Annotated in this window: 23 protein-coding genes and 1 other annotated feature; of the genes, 2 read left to right on the top strand and 21 right to left on the bottom strand. The window is 48.3% G+C overall.

The genetic code is table 11. The features are described from left to right. Positions 1-16 precede the first annotated feature (16 nt). From trpA to D2910_RS10335, 15 genes are all read right to left on the bottom strand, one after another. The gene (gene trpA, locus D2910_RS10265; RefSeq protein ID WP_117313437.1) at positions 17-787 is read right to left on the bottom strand and encodes a tryptophan synthase subunit alpha; all 771 of its coding nucleotides are present in this window, start codon (positions 785-787) and stop codon (positions 17-19) included. Next, a complete protein-coding gene (gene trpB, locus D2910_RS10270) occupies positions 784-2,589 on the bottom strand; it encodes a tryptophan synthase subunit beta (RefSeq protein WP_117313438.1) in 1,806 nt (601 codons plus the stop codon). The genes trpA and trpB overlap by 4 nt, the downstream gene beginning before the upstream one ends. Continuing rightward, positions 2,586-3,362 carry an indole-3-glycerol phosphate synthase TrpC gene (gene trpC / locus D2910_RS10275; RefSeq protein WP_117313439.1) on the bottom strand — a complete coding sequence of 259 codons (777 nt, stop codon included), beginning with the start codon at positions 3,360-3,362 and terminating at the stop codon, positions 2,586-2,588. The genes trpB and trpC overlap by 4 nt, the downstream gene beginning before the upstream one ends. After that, complete coding sequence (trpD, locus tag D2910_RS10280) at positions 3,359-4,351, bottom strand: anthranilate phosphoribosyltransferase (protein ID WP_117313440.1); 993 nt, start codon at positions 4,349-4,351, stop codon at positions 3,359-3,361. Before trpD ends, trpC begins: the two co-directional genes overlap by 4 nt. A 61-nt stretch (positions 4,352-4,412) precedes the next feature. Beyond that, positions 4,413-4,646: a binding site (T-box leader), on the bottom strand. A gap of 110 nt (positions 4,647-4,756) precedes the next feature. Then, complete coding sequence (locus tag D2910_RS10285) at positions 4,757-5,905, bottom strand: acyl-CoA dehydrogenase family protein (protein WP_117313441.1); 1,149 nt, start codon at positions 5,903-5,905, stop codon at positions 4,757-4,759. 11 nt (positions 5,906-5,916) lie between these two features. Continuing rightward, positions 5,917-6,687, bottom strand: a complete 771-nt coding sequence (locus tag D2910_RS10290) for a 3-hydroxyacyl-CoA dehydrogenase (RefSeq protein WP_117313442.1) — start codon at positions 6,685-6,687, stop codon at positions 5,917-5,919. Positions 6,688-6,706: 19 nt separating this feature from the next. Next, positions 6,707-7,855: a thiolase family protein gene (locus tag D2910_RS10295; RefSeq protein ID WP_117313443.1), complete on the bottom strand. Its 1,149-nt coding sequence runs from the start codon at positions 7,853-7,855 to the stop codon at positions 6,707-6,709. A gap of 140 nt (positions 7,856-7,995) precedes the next feature. Continuing rightward, a complete protein-coding gene (locus D2910_RS10300; RefSeq protein WP_117313444.1) occupies positions 7,996-8,901 on the bottom strand; it encodes a glycine betaine ABC transporter substrate-binding protein in 906 nt (301 codons plus the stop codon). 16 nt (positions 8,902-8,917) lie between these two features. Then, positions 8,918-9,556: an ABC transporter permease gene (locus tag D2910_RS10305; RefSeq protein ID WP_276310422.1), complete on the bottom strand. Its 639-nt coding sequence runs from the start codon at positions 9,554-9,556 to the stop codon at positions 8,918-8,920. Continuing rightward, a complete protein-coding gene (locus D2910_RS10310) occupies positions 9,553-10,521 on the bottom strand; it encodes an ABC transporter ATP-binding protein (RefSeq protein WP_117313445.1) in 969 nt (322 codons plus the stop codon). The genes D2910_RS10305 and D2910_RS10310 overlap by 4 nt, the downstream gene beginning before the upstream one ends. A 446-nt stretch (positions 10,522-10,967) precedes the next feature. Next, complete coding sequence (gene abc-f, locus D2910_RS10315) at positions 10,968-12,608, bottom strand: ribosomal protection-like ABC-F family protein (RefSeq protein WP_117313635.1); 1,641 nt, start codon at positions 12,606-12,608, stop codon at positions 10,968-10,970. Positions 12,609-12,846: 238 nt separating this feature from the next. Continuing rightward, positions 12,847-13,686, bottom strand: a complete 840-nt coding sequence (locus D2910_RS10320; protein ID WP_117313446.1) for a GNAT family N-acetyltransferase — start codon at positions 13,684-13,686, stop codon at positions 12,847-12,849. Positions 13,687-13,819: 133 nt separating this feature from the next. Then, a complete protein-coding gene (locus tag D2910_RS10325) occupies positions 13,820-15,049 on the bottom strand; it encodes an MFS transporter (RefSeq protein WP_084243092.1) in 1,230 nt (409 codons plus the stop codon). A gap of 159 nt (positions 15,050-15,208) precedes the next feature. Further along, the gene (zupT, locus tag D2910_RS10330) at positions 15,209-16,018 is read right to left on the bottom strand and encodes a zinc transporter ZupT (RefSeq protein WP_101802129.1); all 810 of its coding nucleotides are present in this window, start codon (positions 16,016-16,018) and stop codon (positions 15,209-15,211) included. A gap of 101 nt (positions 16,019-16,119) precedes the next feature. Next, positions 16,120-16,764 carry a uracil-DNA glycosylase gene (locus D2910_RS10335; protein WP_084243094.1) on the bottom strand — a complete coding sequence of 215 codons (645 nt, stop codon included), beginning with the start codon at positions 16,762-16,764 and terminating at the stop codon, positions 16,120-16,122. Positions 16,765-16,914: 150 nt separating this feature from the next. On the opposite strand from D2910_RS10335, the gene D2910_RS10340 reads away from it, so the two are divergent. Both D2910_RS10340 and D2910_RS10345 read left to right on the top strand, forming a co-directional pair. After that, entirely contained in the window at positions 16,915-17,256 is a 342-nt protein-coding gene (locus D2910_RS10340) for a P-II family nitrogen regulator (protein ID WP_084243095.1), read from the top strand. 12 nt (positions 17,257-17,268) lie between these two features. Next, complete coding sequence (locus D2910_RS10345; RefSeq protein WP_084243096.1) at positions 17,269-18,552, top strand: ammonium transporter; 1,284 nt, start codon at positions 17,269-17,271, stop codon at positions 18,550-18,552. A 61-nt stretch (positions 18,553-18,613) separates the two neighbouring features. On the opposite strand, the gene D2910_RS10350 is transcribed toward D2910_RS10345, so the two are convergent. The 6 genes from D2910_RS10350 to D2910_RS10375 all read right to left on the bottom strand — a co-directional run bounded on the left by D2910_RS10350 (position 18,614) and on the right by D2910_RS10375 (position 23,888). Further along, positions 18,614-19,249, bottom strand: coding sequence for a phosphatase PAP2 family protein (locus D2910_RS10350; RefSeq protein WP_117313447.1), 636 nt, complete (start codon positions 19,247-19,249; stop codon positions 18,614-18,616). A gap of 399 nt (positions 19,250-19,648) precedes the next feature. Then, on the bottom strand, positions 19,649-19,951 hold the full coding sequence (locus tag D2910_RS10355; RefSeq protein WP_084243099.1) for an antibiotic biosynthesis monooxygenase family protein: 303 nt from the start codon (positions 19,949-19,951) through the stop codon (positions 19,649-19,651). A 304-nt stretch (positions 19,952-20,255) separates the two neighbouring features. Next, the gene (locus D2910_RS10360; protein ID WP_117313448.1) at positions 20,256-21,215 is read right to left on the bottom strand and encodes a siderophore ABC transporter substrate-binding protein; all 960 of its coding nucleotides are present in this window, start codon (positions 21,213-21,215) and stop codon (positions 20,256-20,258) included. Between the two features lie 21 nt (positions 21,216-21,236). Then, positions 21,237-21,998 (bottom strand): iron ABC transporter ATP-binding protein, encoded by a 762-nt coding sequence (locus tag D2910_RS10365; RefSeq protein WP_117313449.1) that lies wholly within the window; start codon positions 21,996-21,998, stop codon positions 21,237-21,239. Then, positions 21,995-22,945, bottom strand: a complete 951-nt coding sequence (locus D2910_RS10370) for an iron chelate uptake ABC transporter family permease subunit (protein WP_117313450.1) — start codon at positions 22,943-22,945, stop codon at positions 21,995-21,997. Before D2910_RS10370 ends, D2910_RS10365 begins: the two co-directional genes overlap by 4 nt. Then, positions 22,938-23,888: an ABC transporter permease gene (locus D2910_RS10375; protein ID WP_084243103.1), complete on the bottom strand. Its 951-nt coding sequence runs from the start codon at positions 23,886-23,888 to the stop codon at positions 22,938-22,940. The genes D2910_RS10370 and D2910_RS10375 overlap by 8 nt, the downstream gene beginning before the upstream one ends. Positions 23,889-23,969 lie beyond the last annotated feature (81 nt).

Raw genomic sequence — 23,969 nt, forward strand, 5'->3', positions numbered from 1 at the left:
ATCCCTCCGGCATCCATTATACCGGGTTGCGCTGGGTCACTGCATGGATGAGGGGTTCGATGTCTTCGATTTTATTGTCGTGAAAAGCTTTAACAATCGCCGACCCCACGATGAATCCGTCGACGTCATCCCGCAGCATTTCAATATGTTCGGTTTTCGAAATCCCGAAACCCGCGTAAACCGGCACAGGGCTCTTAGAGCGTACCGTTTTCATGAATTCCTGCACTTCCTGCGTCATTTCGTCACGCACACCGGTAATGCCGGTTACCGTAACGGCATAAACAAATCCTTCAGCCGCCGCCAAGATGTCTTCGAGCCGATTTTCAGTGGTGGTAAGCGTAACAAGCTGGATCAGTGTGATGCCGGTCTTTTTCAAATAAGGTTCGACCAGCTGCTGGTGCTCAAATGGCAGATCCGGGATGATGACCGCTGAAACGCCGGCCTCCTTGCAGGACTCAGCGAACCGCTCCGCGCCGTAGCGGATGACCGGATTTAAATATGTCATGACGATCAATGGGATCTTTAAGTTGAAATCCCAGCTCTCCATTTCGAGTAAAACCTTATCCAGTGTCACACCTTCCGCGAGCGCACGGTTTCCTGCTTCTTCGATGACCGGTCCATCTGCGACCGGATCGGAAAAAGGAATGCCGATTTCGATCGCTGTTACACCTGTCGTCTGCAGATACTCCACTTGGCCGCGCAATTTATCGAGCCCTCCATCTCCCGCCATGATATAAGCGACAAATGCTTTATCTCCATTATCTTTCAAATCCTTCAAGCGTTTCATGCCAGTCCCTCCAATTTTTCCGCGTAGGTCGCCATGTCCTTATCACCACGTCCGGAAACGCAGATGATCAATATTTCTTCCGGCCCCATCGCAGCGGCTGCCTTTTCCGCTTCCGCCACGGCGTGCGCCGATTCAAGCGCCGGAATGATGCCCTCGAGTCTCGACAGCTTGATGACCGAAGCCAGCGCTTCTTCATCTGTTACCGCCTTATATTCAACTCGGCCGATGTCTTCCAAATGGACATGTTCAGGGCCTACACCCGGATAATCCAAACCAGCCGAAATCGAGTGCGCTTCCTGGACCTGTCCGTTTTCATCCTGCAGAAGCTTCATATAGGCTCCGTGCAGCACGCCTTCTGTTCCTTTTGTCAGTGTCGCGGCATGCCGGGCCGTATCAACGCCTTCGCCTGCCGCTTCCACTCCGATGAGCCTCACGGATTCGTCTCCCACAAAAGGATGGAACATGCCGATTGCGTTTGATCCGCCGCCGACACAAGCCAGGATGACATCCGGCAAGCGCCCTTCCTTGTCGAGAATCTGCTCACGCGTCTCACGGCCGATCACACTCTGGAAATCGCGGACCATTGTCGGGAACGGATGCGGTCCGAGTGCAGAACCGATGAGATAATGAGTATCTTCCACATTCGTCACCCAGTAGCGCAGCGCTTCATTCACTGCATCTTTCAAAGTGGCACTGCCTTTTGTGACACTCTCGACTTTCGCTCCCAAAAGCTTCATCCGGAATACGTTCAATTGCTGCCGCCTGATGTCTTCTTCTCCCATGAAAATGACGCATTCCAAGTCAAGCAGCGCACAGATTGTGGCTGTCGCCACACCGTGCTGGCCGGCGCCTGTTTCCGCGACAATTTTGCGTTTGCCCATCCTGATCGCCAGCAGCGCCTGACCGATTGCGTTATTGATTTTATGGGCCCCGGTGTGATTGAGGTCTTCCCGTTTCAGATAAACTTTCGGGCCGCCCCATGCTTCCGTCAGCCGCGCCGCATATGTCAGCGGCTGTTCACGTCCGACATATTCTTTTAAATACTTATGATAATCCGCCTGGAAATCGGCATCTTCTTTCGCTTCCGCATAAGCCGCTTCCAGCTCCTTCACAGCTTTCATCAATGTCTCCGGCACAAATTGGCCGCCGAAACGTCCGAAAAACCCTGTTACGTTCTCTGTTCCCGTTGCTTGCTGCATCGAATCACCCTTTACAGTTTTTATGAAACTTTTTATTTTATCTGCGTCTTTCTTGCCTTTAGTTTCGACTCCACTGGACACATCGACCATATACGGAGCCAGAGAACCGATTGCCTGTCCAACATTTGCCGAATCCAGTCCGCCCGCCACAATCAGTCTTGCGGGATCGATTGAGGATTTTTCCAGCAAGCTCCAATCGAAGGTCCGCCCGCTCCCCCCGCGAAAGTCGATTCCAGGTGCATCAACCAGCACATAATCCGCAATCGATTTTTCAAGTTTTTTTACATCTTCAATGTCACGGACCGAAAATGCCTGTATGACTTTTACGGGAATACTGCGAATAAACTCATCCGTTTCATCTCCGTGCAGCTGCACCATCGTCAACGGGACTTCTCGAACCGCTGCCAGCACTTCATCCAGTTCCGCATTTACAAAAACACCTATTTTTTCTACTGATCCAGGCAACTCATCAGCCAGGTGGGCAGCCTGTTCCACCGTTACCCGCCTGCGGCTCGGCGCAAAAACGAATCCCGCCGCATCAGCAGCGGATGCAGCGCGGACATGCACTTCTTCCTGCAAGCCGCATATCTTCACCTTCGTCATTCCCCCACCTCCAGCGACGTCACCGCTGTAATCCAGCCACCTGCATCTTCCGACCGCATCAGCGCTTCACCGACCAGAATGCCGGCCGCACCTTTGCCGAATGCAAATGCCGCGTCGTCTTCTGTAAAAATACCGCTCTCACTGATCAATAAAGCGTTGCTGTCCGACGGGAAACATTCGGCGATTTCCGCTGTCTGCTGCAGTGATACTTCGAACGTTTTCAAATTCCGGTTGTTGACGCCGATCAATTCCGCTCCCAAGTCCACTGCAGCCTGAAGTTCTTCGGTGTCATGCACTTCGACGAGCACTTCCAGCCCTTGTGTCTGCGCATATGAAAACAGGCGTTCAAGTTCTTTTTGCTGAAGTGCCGCAACGATCAAAAGAATGATCGTCGCTCCCGCATTTTTCGCCCGGTCTATCTGAATTTCATCTATGATAAAGTCTTTACAAAGCACCGGCACTGAAACGAGCTGCGCCACATTTTTCAAATCTTCAATCGATCCTTTGAAATAAGATTTATCCGTTAAAACCGAAATCGCGGCCGCTCCTGCCTGTTCGTATTGCTTCGCCTGCCCCGCGACATCAACGTCCAGCCGGATATCGCCTTTTGACGGTGAAGCCCGTTTGATTTCCGCGATGACACCCGGCCCTTGCCGCAATCGTTCGGCCAAGCGGAATTTCTGAGGAAATGCATTCCCTTTAACTTGTTCAACTGGTGAATAACTTTTTATTTCTTCACGTTTTGCCACAATGATTTCATCCAATATATTCATACCAACACCCCCACTGCCTGACGGTGCGCTTCAAATACACGGCCTGTTTCTCCGGAAAGGATGGATTTTCTTGCTGCGTGTACGCCTTCCGCAATCGTTCCGGCGTTGCCACTTGCGAAAATGGCGACTCCCGCGTTCAGCGCCACTGTATCCAGGTATGCACTTTCGCGTCCTTCCAGCACTTCCATAAAAATCGCCGCGTTGCGTTTGGCGTCTCCGCCTCGGATTGCCTCAACCGGCGCCAGCTTCAAGCCCGCTTCTTCCGGATGAAACTGGACCGCCTTCTTGCCATCTTCATCAAAAAACAATAATTCATTGGTGCCCGCCAGCGAAAGCTCGTCCATGCCGCCTGCTCCGTGGACCATCACACCGCGTTTTCTGCCGAGCCGCATCAATGCATCCGCCATCGGCTCCAGCATATCGCGCCGGTACACGCCGGTCATCTGCACTTCAATCGGTAACGGATTGGCGAGTGGCCCGACCAGATTGAAGATGGTCGGTGTCGCGATGCTCTTCCGCACTTCCCGCAATTTTCCGAGCGCCGGATGGATAGCTGGCGCAAATAAAAACGCGATTCCCGTCTGGTCAATCAATTCAGGAATAATTGCCGGATCCGCTGTCGTCCCAATCCCCAGTTCTTCCAGCACATCCGCGCTGCCCGTCTTGCTCGAAACACTGCGGTTGCCGTGCTTCGCCACTTTCATGCCGCAACCCGCAAGTACGAACGCCGTCAGCGTGCTGATATTAAAACTGAACGAACGGTCGCCTCCCGTGCCGCATACATCAATCAACAGCCCCTCCGTTTCCGGCAAAGCCACCGCTTTTGAGCGCATCGCTTTTACAAGGCCGACCATCTCGTCAGCCGTTTCTCCTTTAGCATGCAAAGCCACAAGAAATTCCCTGATTTCATGGTCTTCCATCCGTCCGTCCAATATTTCCATCGATTTGCTGTACATTCTGTGCTCACTTAAATTCTCTGCTCGTCTCATCTTCATCTCTCCTCAGCTCTTTTGGAATACAAAAATCCCCGCAACCGGAAATAGATCCGGTTGCGGGGACGGGTTTAAAAAACCGCGGTACCACCACGCATTAATGCATTTCTGCACTCACTCAAACAGGCTGTTCGCCTTTCCCTTTAACGCAGGGCATACGTCTGCCTTACTCATTTTCATTTTCAGGCCAGCTCTCCTAAGTCCATTCGTGCAAGAATTCCAATCAGCTCCCACCAGCCGCTGACTCTCTAAATAGAATCCATTGCCTACTCGTCTCAATCCTCGATTTTGCTCTCTGCTATTCTAGTCTTCTCTGGGCTCTTCTCTCAAATAGACTTGCCGCTCTTCCAACAAGTTGATGTTCAGATTAAATTAGTTTGTTTATTCTGTCAAGCAGAAGGTTCAAAGACCCATCCGCTTCGCGACAATCGTTTTCATGATTTCATTGGATCCGGCATAGATCGCTGCCACCGGAATGTCGCGGTAGCGGCGGGCGATTTTGTATTCTTCCATATAACCGTAGCCGCCGTGCAATTGCATGCATTCGCCCGAGATTTTTTTGGCGGTATCCGTCAGCCAGTATTTGGCCATCGATACTTTGGACACGATATCCTTGCCCGCCATATGCTCTTCGATCAACGACTCAAGGAATGAATGCCCCAGTTCCACTTCAGTAGCCATTTCAACCAACTTGAATTGCGTGTTCTGGAAAGCGCTGATCGGCTTGCCGAATGCCTGTCTTGATTTTACATAGTCGACGGTCATTTCCAGCATATCTTCTGAAGCCGTCTGGGCTGCCATCGCCACCACGAGGCGCTCCTGCTGTAATTTTTCCATCAAATAGGTGAAGCCTTTGTTCTCTTCACCGATCAAATTCGCTGCCGGCACGACACAATCCTCAAAATATAATTCGGAAGTATCCTGTGCGTGAAGGCCGACTTTATCCAGTTTGCGCCCTTTTGTAAAGCCCGGCATCCCTTCTTCGATCATCAGCAAGGAAATTCCACGGTGCTTCGGCTCCACTTTTGTATCGGTTTTTACGACAACAACCACATGCGTCGAATTGATGCCATTGGTGATAAAGGTTTTTTGGCCATTGACGATATAATTATCACCGTCACGTACAGCCGTAGTTGATATATTGGCCAGGTCAGAGCCCGCTCCAGGTTCCGTCATCGCGATCGCCGTGATGTAATCCCCTGAAATGCAACCTGGCAGCCAGCGCTGTTTCTGTTCTTCATTGCCGTAGGATTCGATATACGGCACAGTGATATCGTTGTGAAGTCCGACACCGGTGAGGCTGGCGCCGACCCGCTCCATCTCTTCGCCGATGATGACGGCGTAACGGAAATCAAGCCCGAGGCCGCCATACTGCTCTTCAACCTGCGGGCATAGGAAGCCCATGTCCCCAAGTTTCTTCCAGAATGATTTCGGAATCAGGCGATCCTGTTCCCATTGCTCATATTGTGGCACCGCTTCTTTTTCAAGAAATTTCCGCAGCGACTTACGGAACATGATATGCTCATCTTCTTCAAAACGATATTTGCCCATTTTAATGCCCCCTATTTCGGCTGCATGCGGATTGCTCCGTCCAGCCGGATTGTCTCACCATTCAGCATCGGATTCTCCACGATGCTTTCCACTAATTGCGCATATTCCTCCGGCCGTCCCAGCCGCGCCGGGAATGGCACCGCCGATTCGAGAGACGCGATTGCCGCTTCCGGCAGACCGTCAAACATCGGCGTCTTCATAAGTCCCGGTGCAATGGCCATAACCCGGATGCCGTCACGCGCGAATTCACGGGCAATCGGCAGTGTCATGGAGACGATGCCGCCTTTCGAGGCGCTGTAGGCTGCCTGGCCGATTTGTCCTTCATACGCCGCAACAGAAGCAGTCGAAATGATGACGCCACGCTCTCCGTGTTCATTCGGTTCATTCTTTTGCATGGCAGCTGCAGCCACGCGCAGGACGTTGAAACTGCCGATCAGGTTAATGCGGATCACTTTCTCGAATTGTTCGAGCGGCTGAGGCTGTCCTTTTGAAACGACCTTGCCTGGCGTCCCGACACCCGCGCAATTGACGACAAGATTGACCGAACCAAACCGTTCAATGACAGCGGCGGTTTGCCGCTCCACTTGAGCAGCATCCGTCACGTCCGTTTCGGCATACCAGACCGATTTTTCGCCAAGTTCTTTGATAAGTTTCTCCGCTTTTTCAGAATTCAAATCAAAAATCGCCGCTTTCCCGCCTTTTTCCACGATACGGCGGACGGTTGCTTCACCAAGCCCCGATGCTCCGCCCGTGATGATCGCTTTCACTTCACTGGTTTTCATCTCTTTGCCCCCGAACCTTTTATAGTCGTTCAATGATTGTCGCGTTTGCCATACCCATGCCTTCACAGATTGCGAGCAAGCCGTAGCGTCCGCCGCTGCGCTCCAATTCATGCAATAAAGAAACCATCAGTTTCGTGCCGGTTGCACCCAGCGGATGCCCAAGCGCAATCGCCCCGCCGTTGACATTCAATTTTTTAGGGTCTGCCCCGATATCATGGAGCCATGCCAGCGGCACAGGCGCAAATGCTTCATTCACTTCATAGCGGTCCATGTCTCCGATTCCGAGCCCTGCTTTTGCCAGCACTTTTTTCGTCGCTGCAATCGGCCCAGTCAGCATCAAGGTCGGATCCGAACCGACTACGGAGCGGGCAATGATGCGTGCTTTCGGTTTCAGTCCCAATTCATTCGCTTTTTCACGCGCCATCAAAAGAACCGCTGATGCTCCGTCACTCATCTGGCTCGCGTTCCCTGCTGTTATGACGCCGTTTTCATCAAATACCGTTTTTAAACTGCCAAGAACTTCCATGGATGTTCCCGGCCGCGGCCCTTCATCTTTATCGACGAGGCGTTTTTCACCGTTTTCATCCTGCACTTCAACACCGATAATTTCCTTGTCATATCGGCCGGAACTGATGGCATCAATTGCCCGCGCATGGCTCTGTACCGCAAATTCATCCAATTGCTGACGGCTGAATCCCCATTTTTCTGCGATGCGTTCTGCAGACAGCCCCTGGTTGATGATTTCGTATTGTTCGGTCAGCTTCGGACTCGGTTTGGCGCCTTGCATATTTGAAAACATCGGCACCCTTGTCATACTCTCCACACCGCCCGCAACGACAATATCCATGTCTCCCGCAAGAATGGCCTGCGCGCCGAAATGGATCGCCTGCTGGCTTGATCCGCATTGGCGGTCAATGGTTACGCCTGGCACATAATCCGGAAAACCAGCAATCAATGCAGCTGTCCGCGCAATATTTCCGCCTTGCTCGCCTGATTGCGAAACGCACCCGAGAATGACGTCTTCCACATCTCCTTTGCTGACGCCTGCCCGCTCCACCAGCTCATCCAGAACCAACGCTGCCAATTCATCCGGCCGCGTTTCAGAAAATGACCCTTTTCTTCGGCCAACTGCCGTTCTTACCCCTTCAACGATTACCACTTCCCGCATATCTATCCACCCCATCATCATTTATCGTCAATTATAAAATCATTTTAAATTGAATGACTATTCATTCAATTTAATTGTACTCGAATTCCTTCTTTGAAACCATATAAAAATCCCGCAGAATAATCTGCGGGATTACCTCGTTATTCTTCAATTAAACCCTTTTCAATCAAAAAGTCCCTCGCTATGTCCTGCGGCTGGTCTTGGTCAACATCGACGCGCGCATTCATCGCAAGCATTTCTTCTTCACTGATCTGCCCTGCAAGTTCATTAAGTAAATCTTCAAGTTCAGGATATTGTTCCAAAGCTTCCAAGCGCACTACAGGCGCCGCATCATATTTCGGGAAAAAAGATAAGTCATCTTCGGTTGTTTCCAGGTCGAATAACCCGATCCGGCTGTCCGTCGTAAATGCCGGGATGACATCCACCTCGCCGTTACTCACCGCTTCATACATGATTGCCGGATCGAAGCTCTCAGTGGCCGAAAATTCAAATGGGTAAGTAGCGATCAGATCGTCATAGCCATCTCCCTTGCGCTCATAAAATGGATGCGGTGCACCGAAACTCATGTCTTCAGACTGCGAAATCTCCGCCAGATCCGAATAGGTTTCGGCATCGTAGCCGCTGTCTTTCGAGTAGGCTAATGTATAGCCATTTTCAAAACCGAGTGGTTCAAGCCATGTCGCACCCAGTTCTTCCTCGTATCCCTCACGCACGCGTTGCAATACTTCTTCGGAAGACTGGCCAGGTTCCGAGTCCTGCTTCAAGACGTCTTTTAACCCCGTTCCGGTATATTCAACATACAGGTCGATGTCTCCTTGCTCCAGCGCCGGAGTCAAGATGGAAACTTCTCCGAGCCCTTCTTCATATTCAACCGTATAATCCGAGTTCGCTTCGATATACTGTCCCAAGATATGCGGAAGAATGTATTGTTCCGTCCACGGCTTCCCGCCAATCACAATCGGCTCCGATTCCTCGCCGCCCGTCGAGCCACATCCCGCCAAAATCAAAGCGCCTGCTGCGAAAACACCAATCAATTCTTTTTTCATCCTTCTATTCCCCCTTTTAATTTTTCAAGCCTTTCGGCGTAGCCCTTTTCTCAATCCACTTAAGGATCAGATCAAAACCGATCGCCAGCAATGCCACCGGCAGAGCTCCGGCCAGGACCAATGAATTATTATAGGATTGGAGTCCGCGGTAAATGATGTCCCCCAGTCCGCCTGCCCCCACAAAAGTTGCCAGCGTTGCAATTCCCACCGTCAGGACAGTCGCTGTCCGAATCCCGGCCATGATGAACGGCAATGCCAGAGGCAATTCAATTTGCCTCAGTATCTGGGTGCGCGTCATTCCCATACCGCGTCCCGCTTCGATAGTCGAGCCGTCAACACCCGTTATGCCGGTGTATGTATTCCGCAGAATCGGCAATAATGCGTAAATAATAAGTGCAATCAAAGCTGTCGGTGAACCGATTCCAAGAATAGGCACTAAAAAACCGAATAACGCGAGACTTGGTATGGTTTGAAATATGGCGGTCACACCGATGACCGGTTCCGCGTACCGCCGATACCGGGCGATGATGATACCTGTCGGCAAAGCGATTGCTATCCCGATTGCCACAGCTACGAAAGATAAGTAAATGTGCTCCAAAAAAGCATCCTGGATCATGTCCTGACGGCTGACCAAAGTATCAAAAAAGTTCCTCACACATTTTCAACCTCCTCTTTTCGGAGAGCCGCTTTTACAAGATCCCGGTCACTGGCATAGGCCAATACCCTGCCATCATCCACTATCTGCAAATTGGCGTATCCGCTTGATTCGAGTTTGGAAAATGCCTCATCAATTGTCGTTTCCAATGAAACCTGCAATGCGTCACCGATCGGTTCCATCCCAAAAACAGATAGAAATTCCTTCAGTTTGCGTTCGCCGAATGTACGCTGCCGATTAATGCGATCCAATCCGATAAAACTGCGCACAAAATCATTGGCCGGCTCATTGATCAATTCTTGGGGAGAACCTGTCTGTTCAATTTTTCCATCGCGCATCACGACAACCATGTCGGCTATTTTCAGCGCTTCATCCATATCATGCGTGACAAATACGATTGTCTTTTGTATTTCCTGCTGTAAATTACGCAAATCATCCTGCAATTGTTCACGGCTGATCGGATCCAGCGCAGAAAATGGTTCGTCCATCAGAATAATATTAGGATTTCCTGCCAATGCCCGGACAACCCCTACCCGCTGCTGCTGGCCACCGCTCAATTCCAGTGGATATCGCTCCTTATACACTTCCGGTTCCAATCCGACCAGCTTCAGCAGTTCTTCCACTCTTGCCGCCGTCTTTTCTTTGTCCCATTCCAGTAAACGCGGCACTAACGACACATTATCTTCTATTGTCATATGGGGAAATAGCCCGATGCGCTGGATGACATAACCGATCGACCTGCGCAGCTTCACTTCTTCAAGACCAGTAATCGACTCCTCATCAATAAAAATATCGCCCGCAGTCGGCGTTTCCAACTTATTGACCATTCGCATCAGCGTCGTTTTTCCGCAACCGCTCGGTCCGATGACGACCGTCAATTTGTGGGTCGGAAATACCACTGATACATCTTTCAAGGCTTCTGTCCCATCCGGGAACTTTTTTGTAACTTGTTCAAAACGGATCATAGCATCCGCCCCTTCCTGTAACTTTCCTACTATCTTTTCCATTACCCTATTTGCTTTGACTGTAACCGTGCATTTTTCGGAAACCCGCCTTAATAACCAATAAACTCTACAGAGGGCGCAGGCACACCTCATAAAGAAAAAAGCGGCTGCATGAACGCAGCCGCTCTTTAAAGGCAGTCGAAAAACTATATCAACATTTTCAATTTATATCCACTTACTACCCAACTCCATTTTAAGAAGACAAATAGCGATATGGAGCAAAACAGCGAAGACTCCCAGGTGACTAAGCGAAGTGCTGAGATCCACTCGGTCGAAGTGGAACGAGACCGAGTTAGCTCAGTGCAAGCCACCAGGAAAGCGGAGCTGTTTTGCGGAATATCGGATTCCTAGTTTTCTTTCCCAACAATCCGTAAAAAGCGGCTGCATGAAAGCAGCCGCTCTTTACACTAATGATTATTTTTTCCGATCATCTTAATGGAAGCAGTCAATTCATTAAATCGCCGGTCCAATCCTTCATACTCCTTGTTCACTGGTGTCATGAAGCTCAATTTCCCCAATACTTCCTGCCTTTCCCTCTCCAGCTGCATCAAATCCAGCCGCTCCGCAGCACTCTCCCGATCCATCCACTCTGAATAGCCGCCTTCATATTTAGACAATGTGCCTCTTTCGAAAACAAGTAATTTATCGCTCAGCTTTTCCATGAAATAGCGGTCATGGGTAGCAATCAGCATAGTCCCCCCAAAAAAGCTGAGCGCACGCTCCAATTCTTCCCTGGAAGGTAAATCCAAATGGTTCGTAGGTTCGTCCAGCAGCAATACATTACACTCCGACAACATAAATTCCATCAGCTTCAGCCTGACGCGTTCGCCCATGCTCATATTCAGAATCGGCTGGTCCCAATGCACTTTTTCGAAACCCAGATGATCCATCAAATTGCGGATCTTGCCTGTTTCTTCATAACTCGGAGCCCAAAACAGCTCAGAAGGCGTTTTTTCTTCCGGCAAGTCAAAAACATCCTGGCTTAAATAGCCGATTTTCATGCCTTTGCTCAACCAGACCTCCCCGTCGTGTCCACCACTGCCGAGCATCATTTGAAGGAGGGTCGTTTTCCCGCTGCCATTAGCGCCAAGCAAGCCGACCCGTTCACCATGCTGTATGGTGAATGTTGCCCGGTCGAACAGCAGTCTGTCTCCATAGCTTTTGCATACATTTTTCAAGGCGATGACTCTGCGTCCTTTCTTCGCAGCATCATTTATATCAAATGAAATTTGCAATTCGTCCTTCGGCTCAGACACCTGCTCCTGGTCCAGTTCCGCCTGAAGACGCTGTCGTTTGCTGCGGATTTGAACATCTTTTTTCTTCGCTTTCATTCGGAAATATTCTTTTGCCCCATCTTTTTTCGTTGATTCGGCATGCGCTTTGTCAGACCATGATTGTAATTGAGCAATCTGGTTTTCCACCTGCGCAATTTTCGCCTGTTGTTTATCGTATTTGCGTTTCTGCGTATGCCGCTGGTGCGCTCTTTCCACTCTGGATGCAGAATAATTCCCTTCATACTCAATCAAAACCGCGTCTTCTATTTCCCAGACATGCGTTGCTACCCGGTCGATAAAATGGCGGTCATGTGAAACAAAAATCACTGTTCCTTCCATTTCTTTAATGCTGTCCGCCAGGGTTTCCAGACTTTCTGCATCCAAATGATTGGTCGGTTCATCCAGCAGATATATATCTCCACTCTGCGCCAAAGCATTCGCGAGCCTCAGCTTCATAGTTTCCCCGCCACTCAGTTTATGCCGTTCGGCAGGAACACGCCACTTCCTTTCCATCGCCCTTGTTTCCGCATCCAAATTTGCCTTCTCGACATCTCTGACCTCTTGCTCCATATAAACAATTTCAGGGTCACTTCCCAGCCAATGGACTCCTTGCGCACCTCGCGCTATCGCTTCAAGAACACTGGTCTTTCCTGAACCGTTTGCTCCGATCACAGCAATTCTTGATTGCTCATGGATAACGGCTTTAGCTTCTTCTACAATCACTCGATCCATATAACGGATGGTCAATTTGTTTAATTTGCCTACGATGGCCATATCAATCTCTCCCTTTTCGGAGAAATAAAAAATTCCTCCGATTGATTTTCGGAAGAATTCGGCAACCCAAATAAACTGCATTAATTCGGATTAAATAAAAATTGGGCAGACGAATCCTATTTCTTTCAAGCTGAAAAAACTTCAGTTGCTCAGAAAAAGGATTTTATTTCATCGTCCACCCGTCACCTCGTTTTCATTGATATTGATATTTTACCACTATTCAGAATAATTGCCACCCCTATTTAAACCGCAAGTGGACCGGGTTGGCAATTTGTTCGTAGCCGATTTCACTGTAGATCTTATTGGATGTCGGATTTTTCAAGTCTGTGTACAGCATGACGAAGTCGAATTCCAGCAGCAATTCTTCCGTCACTTCTGCCACCAGTGTCCGTGCATACCCCTTTTTTCTGTATTTTTGTGGTGTAAACACAAACCCCACTGAGATTCCGTGCTTCGAAGGCCGTGATTTCTTCATGCAGGAAACCACTTCCCCTCGGACTTCCCATACATAAATTTCTTTGTCATCCAGAAACTGCTCGATTTTCGCCGCCGCTTCTTTATGGCTCGACGAACCAATGCCCGTGTCCTTTTCAAATAACAGATACCATTCTTCCAATAGATCAGCATCGCGTTTATTGGCGACCCGCCAAGTGCCGGGACTTTTTTCGAGACCTTTTGTCACCGCATCAATGCGGTACAGCCCTTCATCCATCTGCAGTTCAACGGCAACTCCTGTTTCAGCTGCCCACGCTTCCGCAAATTTCTGCGCCGCAGCCTTATCGCCGATCACTCCCGGAATATCCGCATTTTCTTTTTTCAGCTGTCTCGCAAGCGCCGCCGCTAACTCCGGCATTTCATTCAAAATGATCAATTGCAGCGGGTGCGGCGGTGTCATCATCACTGCTGCCAGCACCTGAGCGCCTTCGGTTGCCAGACCCAGGAAATATTCCTCGTATCTGCCGTTTCTTATCTGGCTGAGTATCCCAAGGAACAGGCTGTTCCTGTCTTCACCTTTATACAGCAGACTTTCAATCTGTTCACTGAAAGCCATTGGATCTTCGTATCTTTTCCAGTCCATAAATCCACACTCTTTTCTTATTAATTCATTTGTTAAGTATTGGCTATCGCCTTAATTTTTCCTGCCGGTTTCCGGAAAAAAATAAAAAATAGCCGCCGGCAGCTTATAGACTGCCGGCAGCCGTTCAGAAATTTCATTCCAATTCTTTCTGCTTGGTTTCAGTGCCGAGAAAAGCCACCGCCAATGCCGCAATAATGATGGCAGTGCAGAATATCGCAAATATTACATTAACACCGATTCCTGCAGTCAGCATGAATCCGACGAGGAGCGGTCCAAAGATACCGCCGATACGACCGAACGAAGCGGCCATACCCGTACCCGTTCCTCTTATGACTGTAGGATATTGTTCCGGTGAATAGGCATACAACGCTCCCCATGCTCCGAGATTGAAGAAGGACAGGAAGGCGCCCGCTGTAATCAGCATCGCAAGCGACTCCGCGTTGCCGAATGCAAGCGCACTTGCCGCTGTACCCAGCAAATAAGTGACGAGCACAAATTTACGGCCGATTTTTTCAATAAGCCAGGCTGCCGTGAAATATCCCGGGAGCTGTGCCAATGTCATAATCAGGACGTACTGAAAACTCTTGATCAACGTAAAGCCTTTCAACACCATGACACTTGGCAGCCACAGGAACATTCCGTAATAGGAAAATACGACCATGAACCATACAATCCAAAGCATCAATGTGGCTTTGACATATTTCTTCGACCAGACATCTTTGATATTCACCGAAATTGAGCGAAGCACATTTTTCTTCGCCGTAAATTGCGGAGAATCAGGAAGATTGATCCGGAGGTAGAGCGCATAAAGAGCCGGCAATGCCGTGATCAATAATGCGATTCGCCAGCCATATTCTGAGGCAGGTATAACAAAATAAGAAATGATTGCCGCAAGCAGCCAGCCGGCCGCCCAAAAACTTTCCAACAGAACGACGACACGCCCGCGCTCTTTTGCAGGAACACTTTCCGACACTAATGTCGAAGCCACCGGCAATTCACCGCCGAGTCCCATGCCAACAAAGAAGCGCAAGATCATAAACGCTGCCAAAGTCGTTGTAAAAGCGGAAATGCCGCTTGCCAACGAGAACAACAGCAACGTGATGATGAATATTTTCTTTCTTCCCACACGGTCCGCATAAATTCCGAAGACGAACGCACCTACAGCCATTCCGATGGAATTAATGCTGCCGATCCAGCCCATCTGATCAGTAGACAGATTCCAATCCTGCTGGAGAGCTGCGATGATGAAAGACAGAATCCCTACATCCATGGCATCGAACAGCCAGCCGAGCCCAGCTACCCATAATAATTTGTTGCGCGAAATCGGCGCAGTACTTTTTTCATTGCTTGTAATTGCAGACATTTGCATTCTCCTTGTCATAAGCATTCACTTAGGTGTCTTTACACCTTATTACTATAACCGTAAGGAGAAAATGACACAAGTTTACATTTCTCTTCATCTCCACATAAATAAAAAAACGCTTCCGCGCTCCAGAAAAGGAGACGGAAGCGTCCAGATTTGTCAAACCAATAACACAAGACTCACAGCCATCACGGCCATACCGGCCACCAGGCCATAAATCGACAGGTGAGCTTCATCATACCGTTTCGCCGCCGGCAATAATTCATCCAAAGAGATGAAAACCATAATACCGGCCACCGAGGCAAAAACGATACCGAAAAGGGTGTCACTCAAAAACGGCATCAGGAACAGCCAGGCTGCAATTGCGCCAACCGGCTCCGAAATCCCGGATAGCACACTATATAACAATGCCTTCTTCCGGCTGCCGGAAGCATAATAAATCGGCACAGAAACCGCAATACCTTCCGGAATATTGTGGATGGCTACAGCGATGGCTATCGCAATGCCAAGCGCCGGATCCTGGATGGCAGACATGAATGTCGCGATTCCTTCCGGAAAATTGTGGATGCCGATGGCAAGAGCCGTAAAGACCCCCATTTTACGGAGTCTGGCATATTCGTCATTGCTCGGCCCTGTATCCATATCTTCCACCGTTTTAACTTCGTGCGGATTCCCAAGCTGCGGCAGGAGCCGGTCCAGCAGGGCCATGAAGACCATCCCGCCGAAAAAACCAGCCAGCGTCAACCAATAACCAGTCGCTTCACCATGCGCCCCTGTTAAGGAATCTTTTGCTTTAAAGAAAATTTCAATCATCGATACATATATCATTACACCCGCTGAAAAACCCAACGAAACGGATAAAAATTTTGTGTTGGTCCGCGATGCAAAAAACGCCAGCAAACTGCCGATACCGGTAGCCAAACCGGCAAAAAGCGTAAGCCCCAAAGCAAATAAGACCGTATTGTCCATATTCCATGACTTCCTTCCACTTCTGCTGAATATGGTTATTGTACGCCTAAAGTTTCCTTAGTGCAACATTTTTTAACAAAGAAAGATATTCGACTATTCCTTCATCTTTTCAACTTAAGAATTTCACCCAGTTTCCGCCAATCGTCTTCTTTTAAATAGCGTACAGGCGGATTATAAAAAACGCTGGCCGGATGGAAAGTGGGGAAAATGTGGTAATTCTCCATCGTTTCCTTGAAAGCCCCTTTTTCTTCATCCCACCTTAAGATTGGCGTTTCCAAAAGCACGCCATGCAATTCTGTCACTTTTGCCTGAGAGCCGATCAGGCGTTGCAGGCCGACATTGCCCAAAGTCACGATCAATGGCGGCTGGATATCGCTTATTTCCGTATCGAGAATCGGCGCATGGGCGATAATCTCTTTCTTCGTCGGTGCACGATTGTATTTTCTTTCTATAGTTTCCCCGTTCCGCTTTTTCTTCGTTCCCCATTTATAGGGCCGGCTTCTTACAGCACTTGTTATATAGACATCATCCCGGCTCAGGCCGACACTCGATAAAGACTCCATCAATTCTTTTCCTGCTCTGCCTGTAAAAGGGATGCCGGTTTCCAGCTCATTTTCACCAGGAGCTTCCCCTACAAGCATGACCGCCGGCTTCAAGGGGCCACTGCCTCTGACAAACCCTTCCACTGGAAAGCCTTCTATTCGCTTCACTCCCAGAGCGACAAGTTCTTCACTGATTTTATACATAAGAATCACCTCAATTTCATTTTATCATATCCATTATGTTAACTTTCCTAACATTAATTTAAATTAAAACTTGATTTATCAGAAATATTTATATAATATGTTAAGAAACCTAACATTAGTTAGAAGATTATGAAAAAGGAGGAGAAGAATATGAAGAAAATCGAGACAATTATTCGACCGACCGTCTTTGAAAGTGTTCGGCAAGCTTTGGCTCTTGAAGGTATTGATGGCCTGACCGTCACTGAAATTGCCGGCATCGGCAAACAGGAAGGGCGCATCGGCATGTTTCGCGGAAATCCTTATAAAATGGAATTTTCACCAAAGCTGAAACTGGAAATGGTGGTGGAAGATGCTAAAGTCGAAGCCATTATTGAAGCGATACTTGAATATGCAGGCACAGGCGAAGTCGGTGACGGAAAGATATTCATCTACCCAGTGGAGGAAGCGATCAGAATACGAACGAAAGAACGCGGCAGAGTCGCGATCGGATAAGGAGGAGATTGGATGGAAGCAGTTCAAAGTTCAGTAGATATGATTTGGGTGATGCTCGGAGCCATGCTCGTGTTCTTTATGCATGCAGGCTTTGCCATGGTGGAGACCGGCTTTACGCGCTCTAAAAACACATTGAATATTTTAATGAAAAACCTGATCACCGTTTCACTTGGCTCTATTTTATATTTCATCATCGGCTTCGCTTTAATGTTCGGAACTTCCGCTTTCGGTTTGATAGGCACCGAAGGATTTGCGATGCTCGGGCGTGAAGACGTCGGCTTCTTCGTGTTCCAGGCGGTGTTCGCCGCAACTTGCGCAACGATTATTTCCGGCGCCGTAGCCGAACGCATGAATCTCGGCGCCTATATTTTATTGACAGTCGCCATGACAGCGATCATCTATCCGATAGTCGGCCACTGGGTTTGGGGCGGCGGCTGGCTGGCTGAAATCGGCTTTATCGATTTTGCCGGTTCGACTGTAGTCCACTTGACCGGAGCTGTTGCAGCTTTTGTTACTGCCTGGAAAATCGGTCCACGGATCGGCAAATACAGCGGCAAAATCGTCAATTCCATTCCCGGCCACAATATTCCTTTAGGCGCTTTGGGCGTTTTCATCCTTTGGCTTGGTTGGTTCGGATTCAATGGCGGAAGCACATTGGCTGCAGATCCGGCACTCGTGCCACCAGTCATCGCCAACACGCTTCTTGCCGCATCCGCCGGCGTACTGGCGACAGCGGGTTACACCCGTTTGCGCTACGGCAGAATTGATCCATCGCTCACTTTGAACGGTGCACTTGGCGGTCTCGTCGGCATAACTGCCGGCGCAGCCAATGTCTCATTTATTGGAGCAATCGCCATCGGCCTGATTGCGGGCATAATCATGACCGAGGCCATCCACCTTCTCGACACAAAAATTCGCATCGACGATCCCGTCGGCGCAATTTCGGTTCACGGCATCGCCGGAATCTGGGGCACACTGGCAATCGGACTCTTTGACACAAGCGGCGGTCTTCTTTACGGGGGCGGTGCAGAGATTCTGGGCATCCAAACACTCGGTGTTCTGGCAGTAGTCGCCTGGACCGCCGCTGCCACTGGATTGGGCTTGTTATTGATTGGAACAATAGTTCCGCTGCGTGTATCAGCGGAAGATGAAGAAAGCGGGTTGGATTTCGCTGAGCATGGTTCACAGGCCTATTCAATGCAAGGTGTCTTAAAAGGAAATTCATCGACACCCGAAACGTCTTTTGCACATCGGCTGAATCAATTGGGCGATGATCCCGAAGTCCAGAAATCCTGAAGATCGGGAACTTAAGAAACAGAAAAAGGGCGACCCTATAGCGGTCGGCCCTTTTTTCAACTTATTCAAAACTTTCTTCTTCAATTTCTTTTTTGAAACTTCTCTCCCTCATCTCATACCAAACTGCTACGGCTGCAAACAGCGAATAGCCGATAAACCAGCCAGCCAGCACATCCGAAAAGAAATGCTGTCCGCTTGCGACTTGAGATAAGCCAACACCTGCAACGAATAATGTTGTGAAGATCCAAATTGCCCAGCGGACACCATTATTGCGAATGAGGCCAGTTATGAAATAAACGGCTGTGAACAAGTATAATAGCCCAACCATTGCATGGCTCGAGGGAAAACCGAACGTTTCAAGCCCTCTCGGAAGGTCGGGTCTTTGCTCAGTAAAGAAATATTCCATCAGCTGACTCAATGCGTTTCCGATACCGACTGTCAGGAATACAAATAGCATGCCCCTGTAATTCTGTCTTTTGAGCCAAAGGAAAACCATCAAGCCCAAGCTGACAATAAAAATCATCCACCGTTCTCCAAAAACCGACAACGCATCCAGAAAAACGTTGCCATGGAGCCATTCCATCGTACGCAGATCAAGTTCCTGAAAACCATCGTTCGTATAACTCATCAAGATTGCAAAAAAACCGATCAAAGTCGCCATTCCCAGTGCGTAGAATAGACGTTTGATAGCCTTCACCCTCTTTCTTCAGTATATTCAGTTTATCACAGAAGGACTTCCGCATCATTTATTGAGACAAAAAGGCGAACCGGATCTTCCTTAGCATCGAGTAAAACCGATATTTCGCAAAACAGCTTCGAAGACATTAGCCGAAGCTGCGCGAGGCTAAGTCTTTGCGACGAAGCTAGCGCAGCGATGCAGGAGCACGGGGTTTCACCCTACCCTGTCTTCGCTGTTTTGCTTCATATCTCAGATTGTTTTCTAGAATGGAATAAGGGTTTAAGTTCATGATTTAAAAGTTAATCCTGCCCTTAATAATGAGAATTAAGTGGAGCGGAATGAATGTATTCTTTCTAAAAATTTCATTACAAAAAGGCGAACCGGAAATCCGGTTCGCCTTATGTTTTATTCGCTTGCTCAACCATGTACATGGTAAGTGTTTTGGGTGACTTCAATAATGTGATCTGGTTTCGGCTTGCCGATTTTCGCTTTATGGCCAGCGATATGGTCGGGGTGCTTCTCCCAGTTCTTCCAGTCCTCTTTGGATTCCCATCGCACATAAAGGACCACTTCTTCATCACCGCGGCGAACATCCTTTTTCAGGATTGTACGATCAATAAACCCAGGCTGCTCCGCCAATTTATTCTGCCCCGCAAAACGGTCCAGCACAATCTGCGAAGTTCCTTCTTTTACAACAAAGGTTTTCATTTGCACGAACATCATAGTATCCCCCTATTCATATATGCAGAAAATATTTCCTCTGCAATTTAAACTAATTTTTTAGTAGTCGATATTCCGCAAAACAGCTGCGAAGACATTAGCCGACGCTTGCGAGGCTAAGTCTTTGCGACGAAGCAGCGTAGCGATGCAGGCGCAGGGTTTTCGCCTTCGAGCTAACTTACGAATAAACTCCGAGTGGATCTCGCCCTTCGTCGAAACGGAATATAAATGTTATTAATTCGATTAAATATATTTAGCTAAAACAATACTCAGCGGTAAGCAGCCCGCTGAGTATTGTTCGCTCTTATTCGAATGCAGATTGGATTTCCTTGACCATTTCGCTGACAGATTGCAGTCCGCCACCAGACAGGTACCAGTAATCCGGATCAAGGTAGATGATTTTATCTTCTTTATAAGCAGTTGTTTTTTGCACCAATTCATTTTCAAGAGAGTCTTTCGCACTTGCATCCGTACCGACTGCAGCGTTGCGGTCGACGACAAACATCATATCCGGGTTTGTTTCAAGGATATATTCAAATGAGATGCTTTGTCCGTGAGTGGAAGCTTCGATGCCTTCGTCCGCTTGTGCCACACCGAAAACATCGTGGATGATTCCGAAGCGCGAAGCCGCTCCGTAGGCACTTACTTTGCCTTCATTCGCCAGAACGATCAAAGCTTTTTCATCTGTTGCGCTTGCTTTAACCTCTTCAATTTGTGTTTCAATTGCAGCCAGTTCTTCTTTCACTTCATCTTCTTTACCGAAGATTTCACCCAGCGTGTTCATGTTGCTTTCGAAAGACTCCATGTATTTCGTCGTATCCACACCCAAGTGGATTGTTGGCGCGATATCAGTAAACTCTTCGTACATAGCAGCCTGACGGCCAGAGATGATGATAAGATCCGGATCCATTGCATGGATCGCTTCAAAATCAGCTTCCTTCAAAGTACCGACATTTTCATATTTTTCAGCGTCAGCGAATTTTTCAAGGTATGAAGGAATGTTTGCCTGTGGCACACCTGCTACCGCTTCGATGCCCAGTTTATCCATCGAATCAAGGATACCGAAGTCGAATACGACCACTTTTTCAGGATTTTTATCGAAAGTCGTTTCACCAAGTTCATGAGTAACTGTAATCTCTTCAGTTTCCGCGGATTTTGTATCCGCTGAAGCCGTGTTTGAATCCGTCGCTTCTTCATCCGCCCCGCATGCTGCAAGGAAAGCAGCCATCATCAATGTGAAGGCAATCAATAATAATTTTTTCATTTTTCGTCGAGCTCCTCTTTTTTAAGAATTGAAATACACACAAATCCGGCAATTGTTCATCTGCTGAATTGGAATATCCATATCGTAGATTTCTTTTAATGCTGCACTTTGGATAATTTCTTCTGTCGGCCCGTCTTTTACGACCCGGCCATTTTTCAATGCCACAATCCGGTCCGAATAGACCGATGCGAAATTGATGTCGTGCAAAACGATGATGACAGTTTTGCCTAGCTCATCAACAAGGCGGCGCAGAATTTTCATGATTTGTACTGAATGTTTCATGTCCAGGTTGTTTAAGGGCTCATCAAGAAGCACGTAATCCGTATCCTGGGCAATGACCATGGCAATAAATGCACGTTGGCGCTGGCCGCCGGACAGTTCATCCAGATAGGCATGCTCCATTTCAGCCAAATCCATGTAGGCAATTGCCTGATCCACCATTTTTTCATCTTCCGCGTTTAAACGCCCCTTAGAATAAGGAAAGCGTCCAAATGACACCAATTCGCGGATTGTCAGCCGCACGTTCATGAAATTCGACTGTTTCAAAATCGATACCCGTTTTGATAATTCATTGGATTTCATTTTTTTCGTGTTTGTCGAATCAATCAGCACTTCACCGGTGTCCGCATCCAGAAGCCGGCTGACCATTGATAAAAGCGTCGATTTACCGGCTCCGTTCGGGCCGATGAAAGACGTGATCTGGCCCCTTTGGATATCAACAGTGACATTTTCCACGACTTGTTTTTTTCCGTAAAGCTTGCTCAATTCACGTACTTGGATCATTTAGCCCGACTCTCCTTTAATAGCAGATAGATGAAGTAAATTCCACCGATGAAGTTGATGATGACGCTGAGCGTCGTGTTGAAAGTGAAGAGCCTCTCCACCACCCATTGCCCGCCGACCAAGGCGAGAACACTGATGACGATGGCGCCCAACAGCAACACTGAATGTTTGTAAGATCTGAAAAATTGATAGGACAAGTTCGCTACGATCAAGCCGAAGAACGTAATCGGACCGACAAGTGCTGTAGCAACCGCGATCAATACCGCGGACAGGATAAGCATGTAGCGGACAAGCGAATCATAATCGACTCCCAGGTTGAGCGCTGTATCCCTTCCCAGTGATAATACGTCCAGTGACGCGTTATGCCTCCAGGCAAAGGCGACCAGTATGATGATCACCAGCAGAGACAGCCAGACCAGATCGGAATTGACATTATTGAAGCTCGCAAACATCTGGTCCTGCACAATCTGGAATTCATTCGGATCGATCAGGACTTGCAAAAAGGTTGAAATACTTCCGAAAAACGTACCGAAGATGATACCGATCAATAACAGGAAATAAATCGGCTGGTTCCCTTTTTTAAATAGGAAATGGTAGAACAATAATGCAAAAACGATCATTGCCGCTATAGATAAAATGAAATTGACTTGTCTGTTCATGATGCTGATATGATCGGACCCGAGGAAGAAGATCAGCAAAGTTTGAAGCAGCATGTAAAGTGAGTCCAGTCCCATGATGCTGGGTGTCAGGATCCGGTTATGCGTTATGGTCTGAAAAACCACTGTCGCATAAGCGATCGCTATTCCTGTCAGCACCATGGCGAATACTTTGACGCCGCGTCTCGGCAGTGCATAATCGAAACTTCCATTCAGGTCATGGAACAGGTAAACGCCACAAGCCACCAGAGCCATGGCCACTAATATGAGCATCTTATGTAAATCACGCATACGCCTTCCTCCTAAACAATAAGAAGAGGAAGATGAAGCTTCCAATAACACCGACCATCAGGCTGATTGAAATTTCATACGGGTAAATCAAAACTCTTCCTAAAATATCGCACATCAGCAAGAAGATAGCTCCGAGCATTGCTGTATGCGGCAATGTTTTCTGCAGATGGTCGCCTTTGAAAATCGAGACGATGTTCGGGATGATCAACCCAAGGAATGGGATGATGCCCACTGTTAAGACGACTGTCGCCGTTATGAGGGCAACAAGGACCAAGCCGATATTGACGATGCTGCGGTATTTCAGTCCAAGGTTCTTCGAGAAATCCTCACCCATTCCAGCAACCGTAAAGCGGTTGGCATACAGATAGGCGATGATGAACACCGGGACGCTGATATAGAGCAGCTCGTAGCTTCCTTTCATGACCATCGAAAAATCTCCCTGCAGCCAGGCGGACATATTCTGGATCACATCCGCTCGGTAAGCGAAAAACGTTGTAATGGAAGAAAGGATATTACCGAACATCAAACCGACCAATGGAATGAAAATCGCATCTTTGAATTTGATCCGGTTGAGAATTTGCATAAAAAGGAATGTACCCGCTAAAGCAAATACGAAAGCTACAGCCATTTTCTCAATCATGGACGCATTGGCGAACATGAGCATTGAAACGAGAATCCCGAGTCTTGTAGCATCAAGAGTACCCGCTGTCGTTGGTGACACAAATTTATTGCGGCTCAATTGCTGCATGATGAGTCCTGCCATACTCATCCCTGCACCCGCCAGCAATATGGCAACCAGCCTTGGCAGACGGCTGATCAGGAAAATCTGTGTTTCTTCCGATCCGAAATCCAGCAGATCAAATGGACTGATACTGCTGACTCCGACAAACAGCGAAATGACAGACAGTATGAATAATACTGGTATTAAATATCTTTTTTTCATGACTGACCCTCATCCGTGTCCAGTAAAAACTTACTTGACTGATTATGATAGTGATAATCATTATCACTTACTCACAAATCT

Source organism: Planomicrobium okeanokoites (assembly GCF_003428875.1).
GTDB lineage: Bacteria > Bacillota > Bacilli > Bacillales_A > Planococcaceae > Planococcus > Planococcus okeanokoites.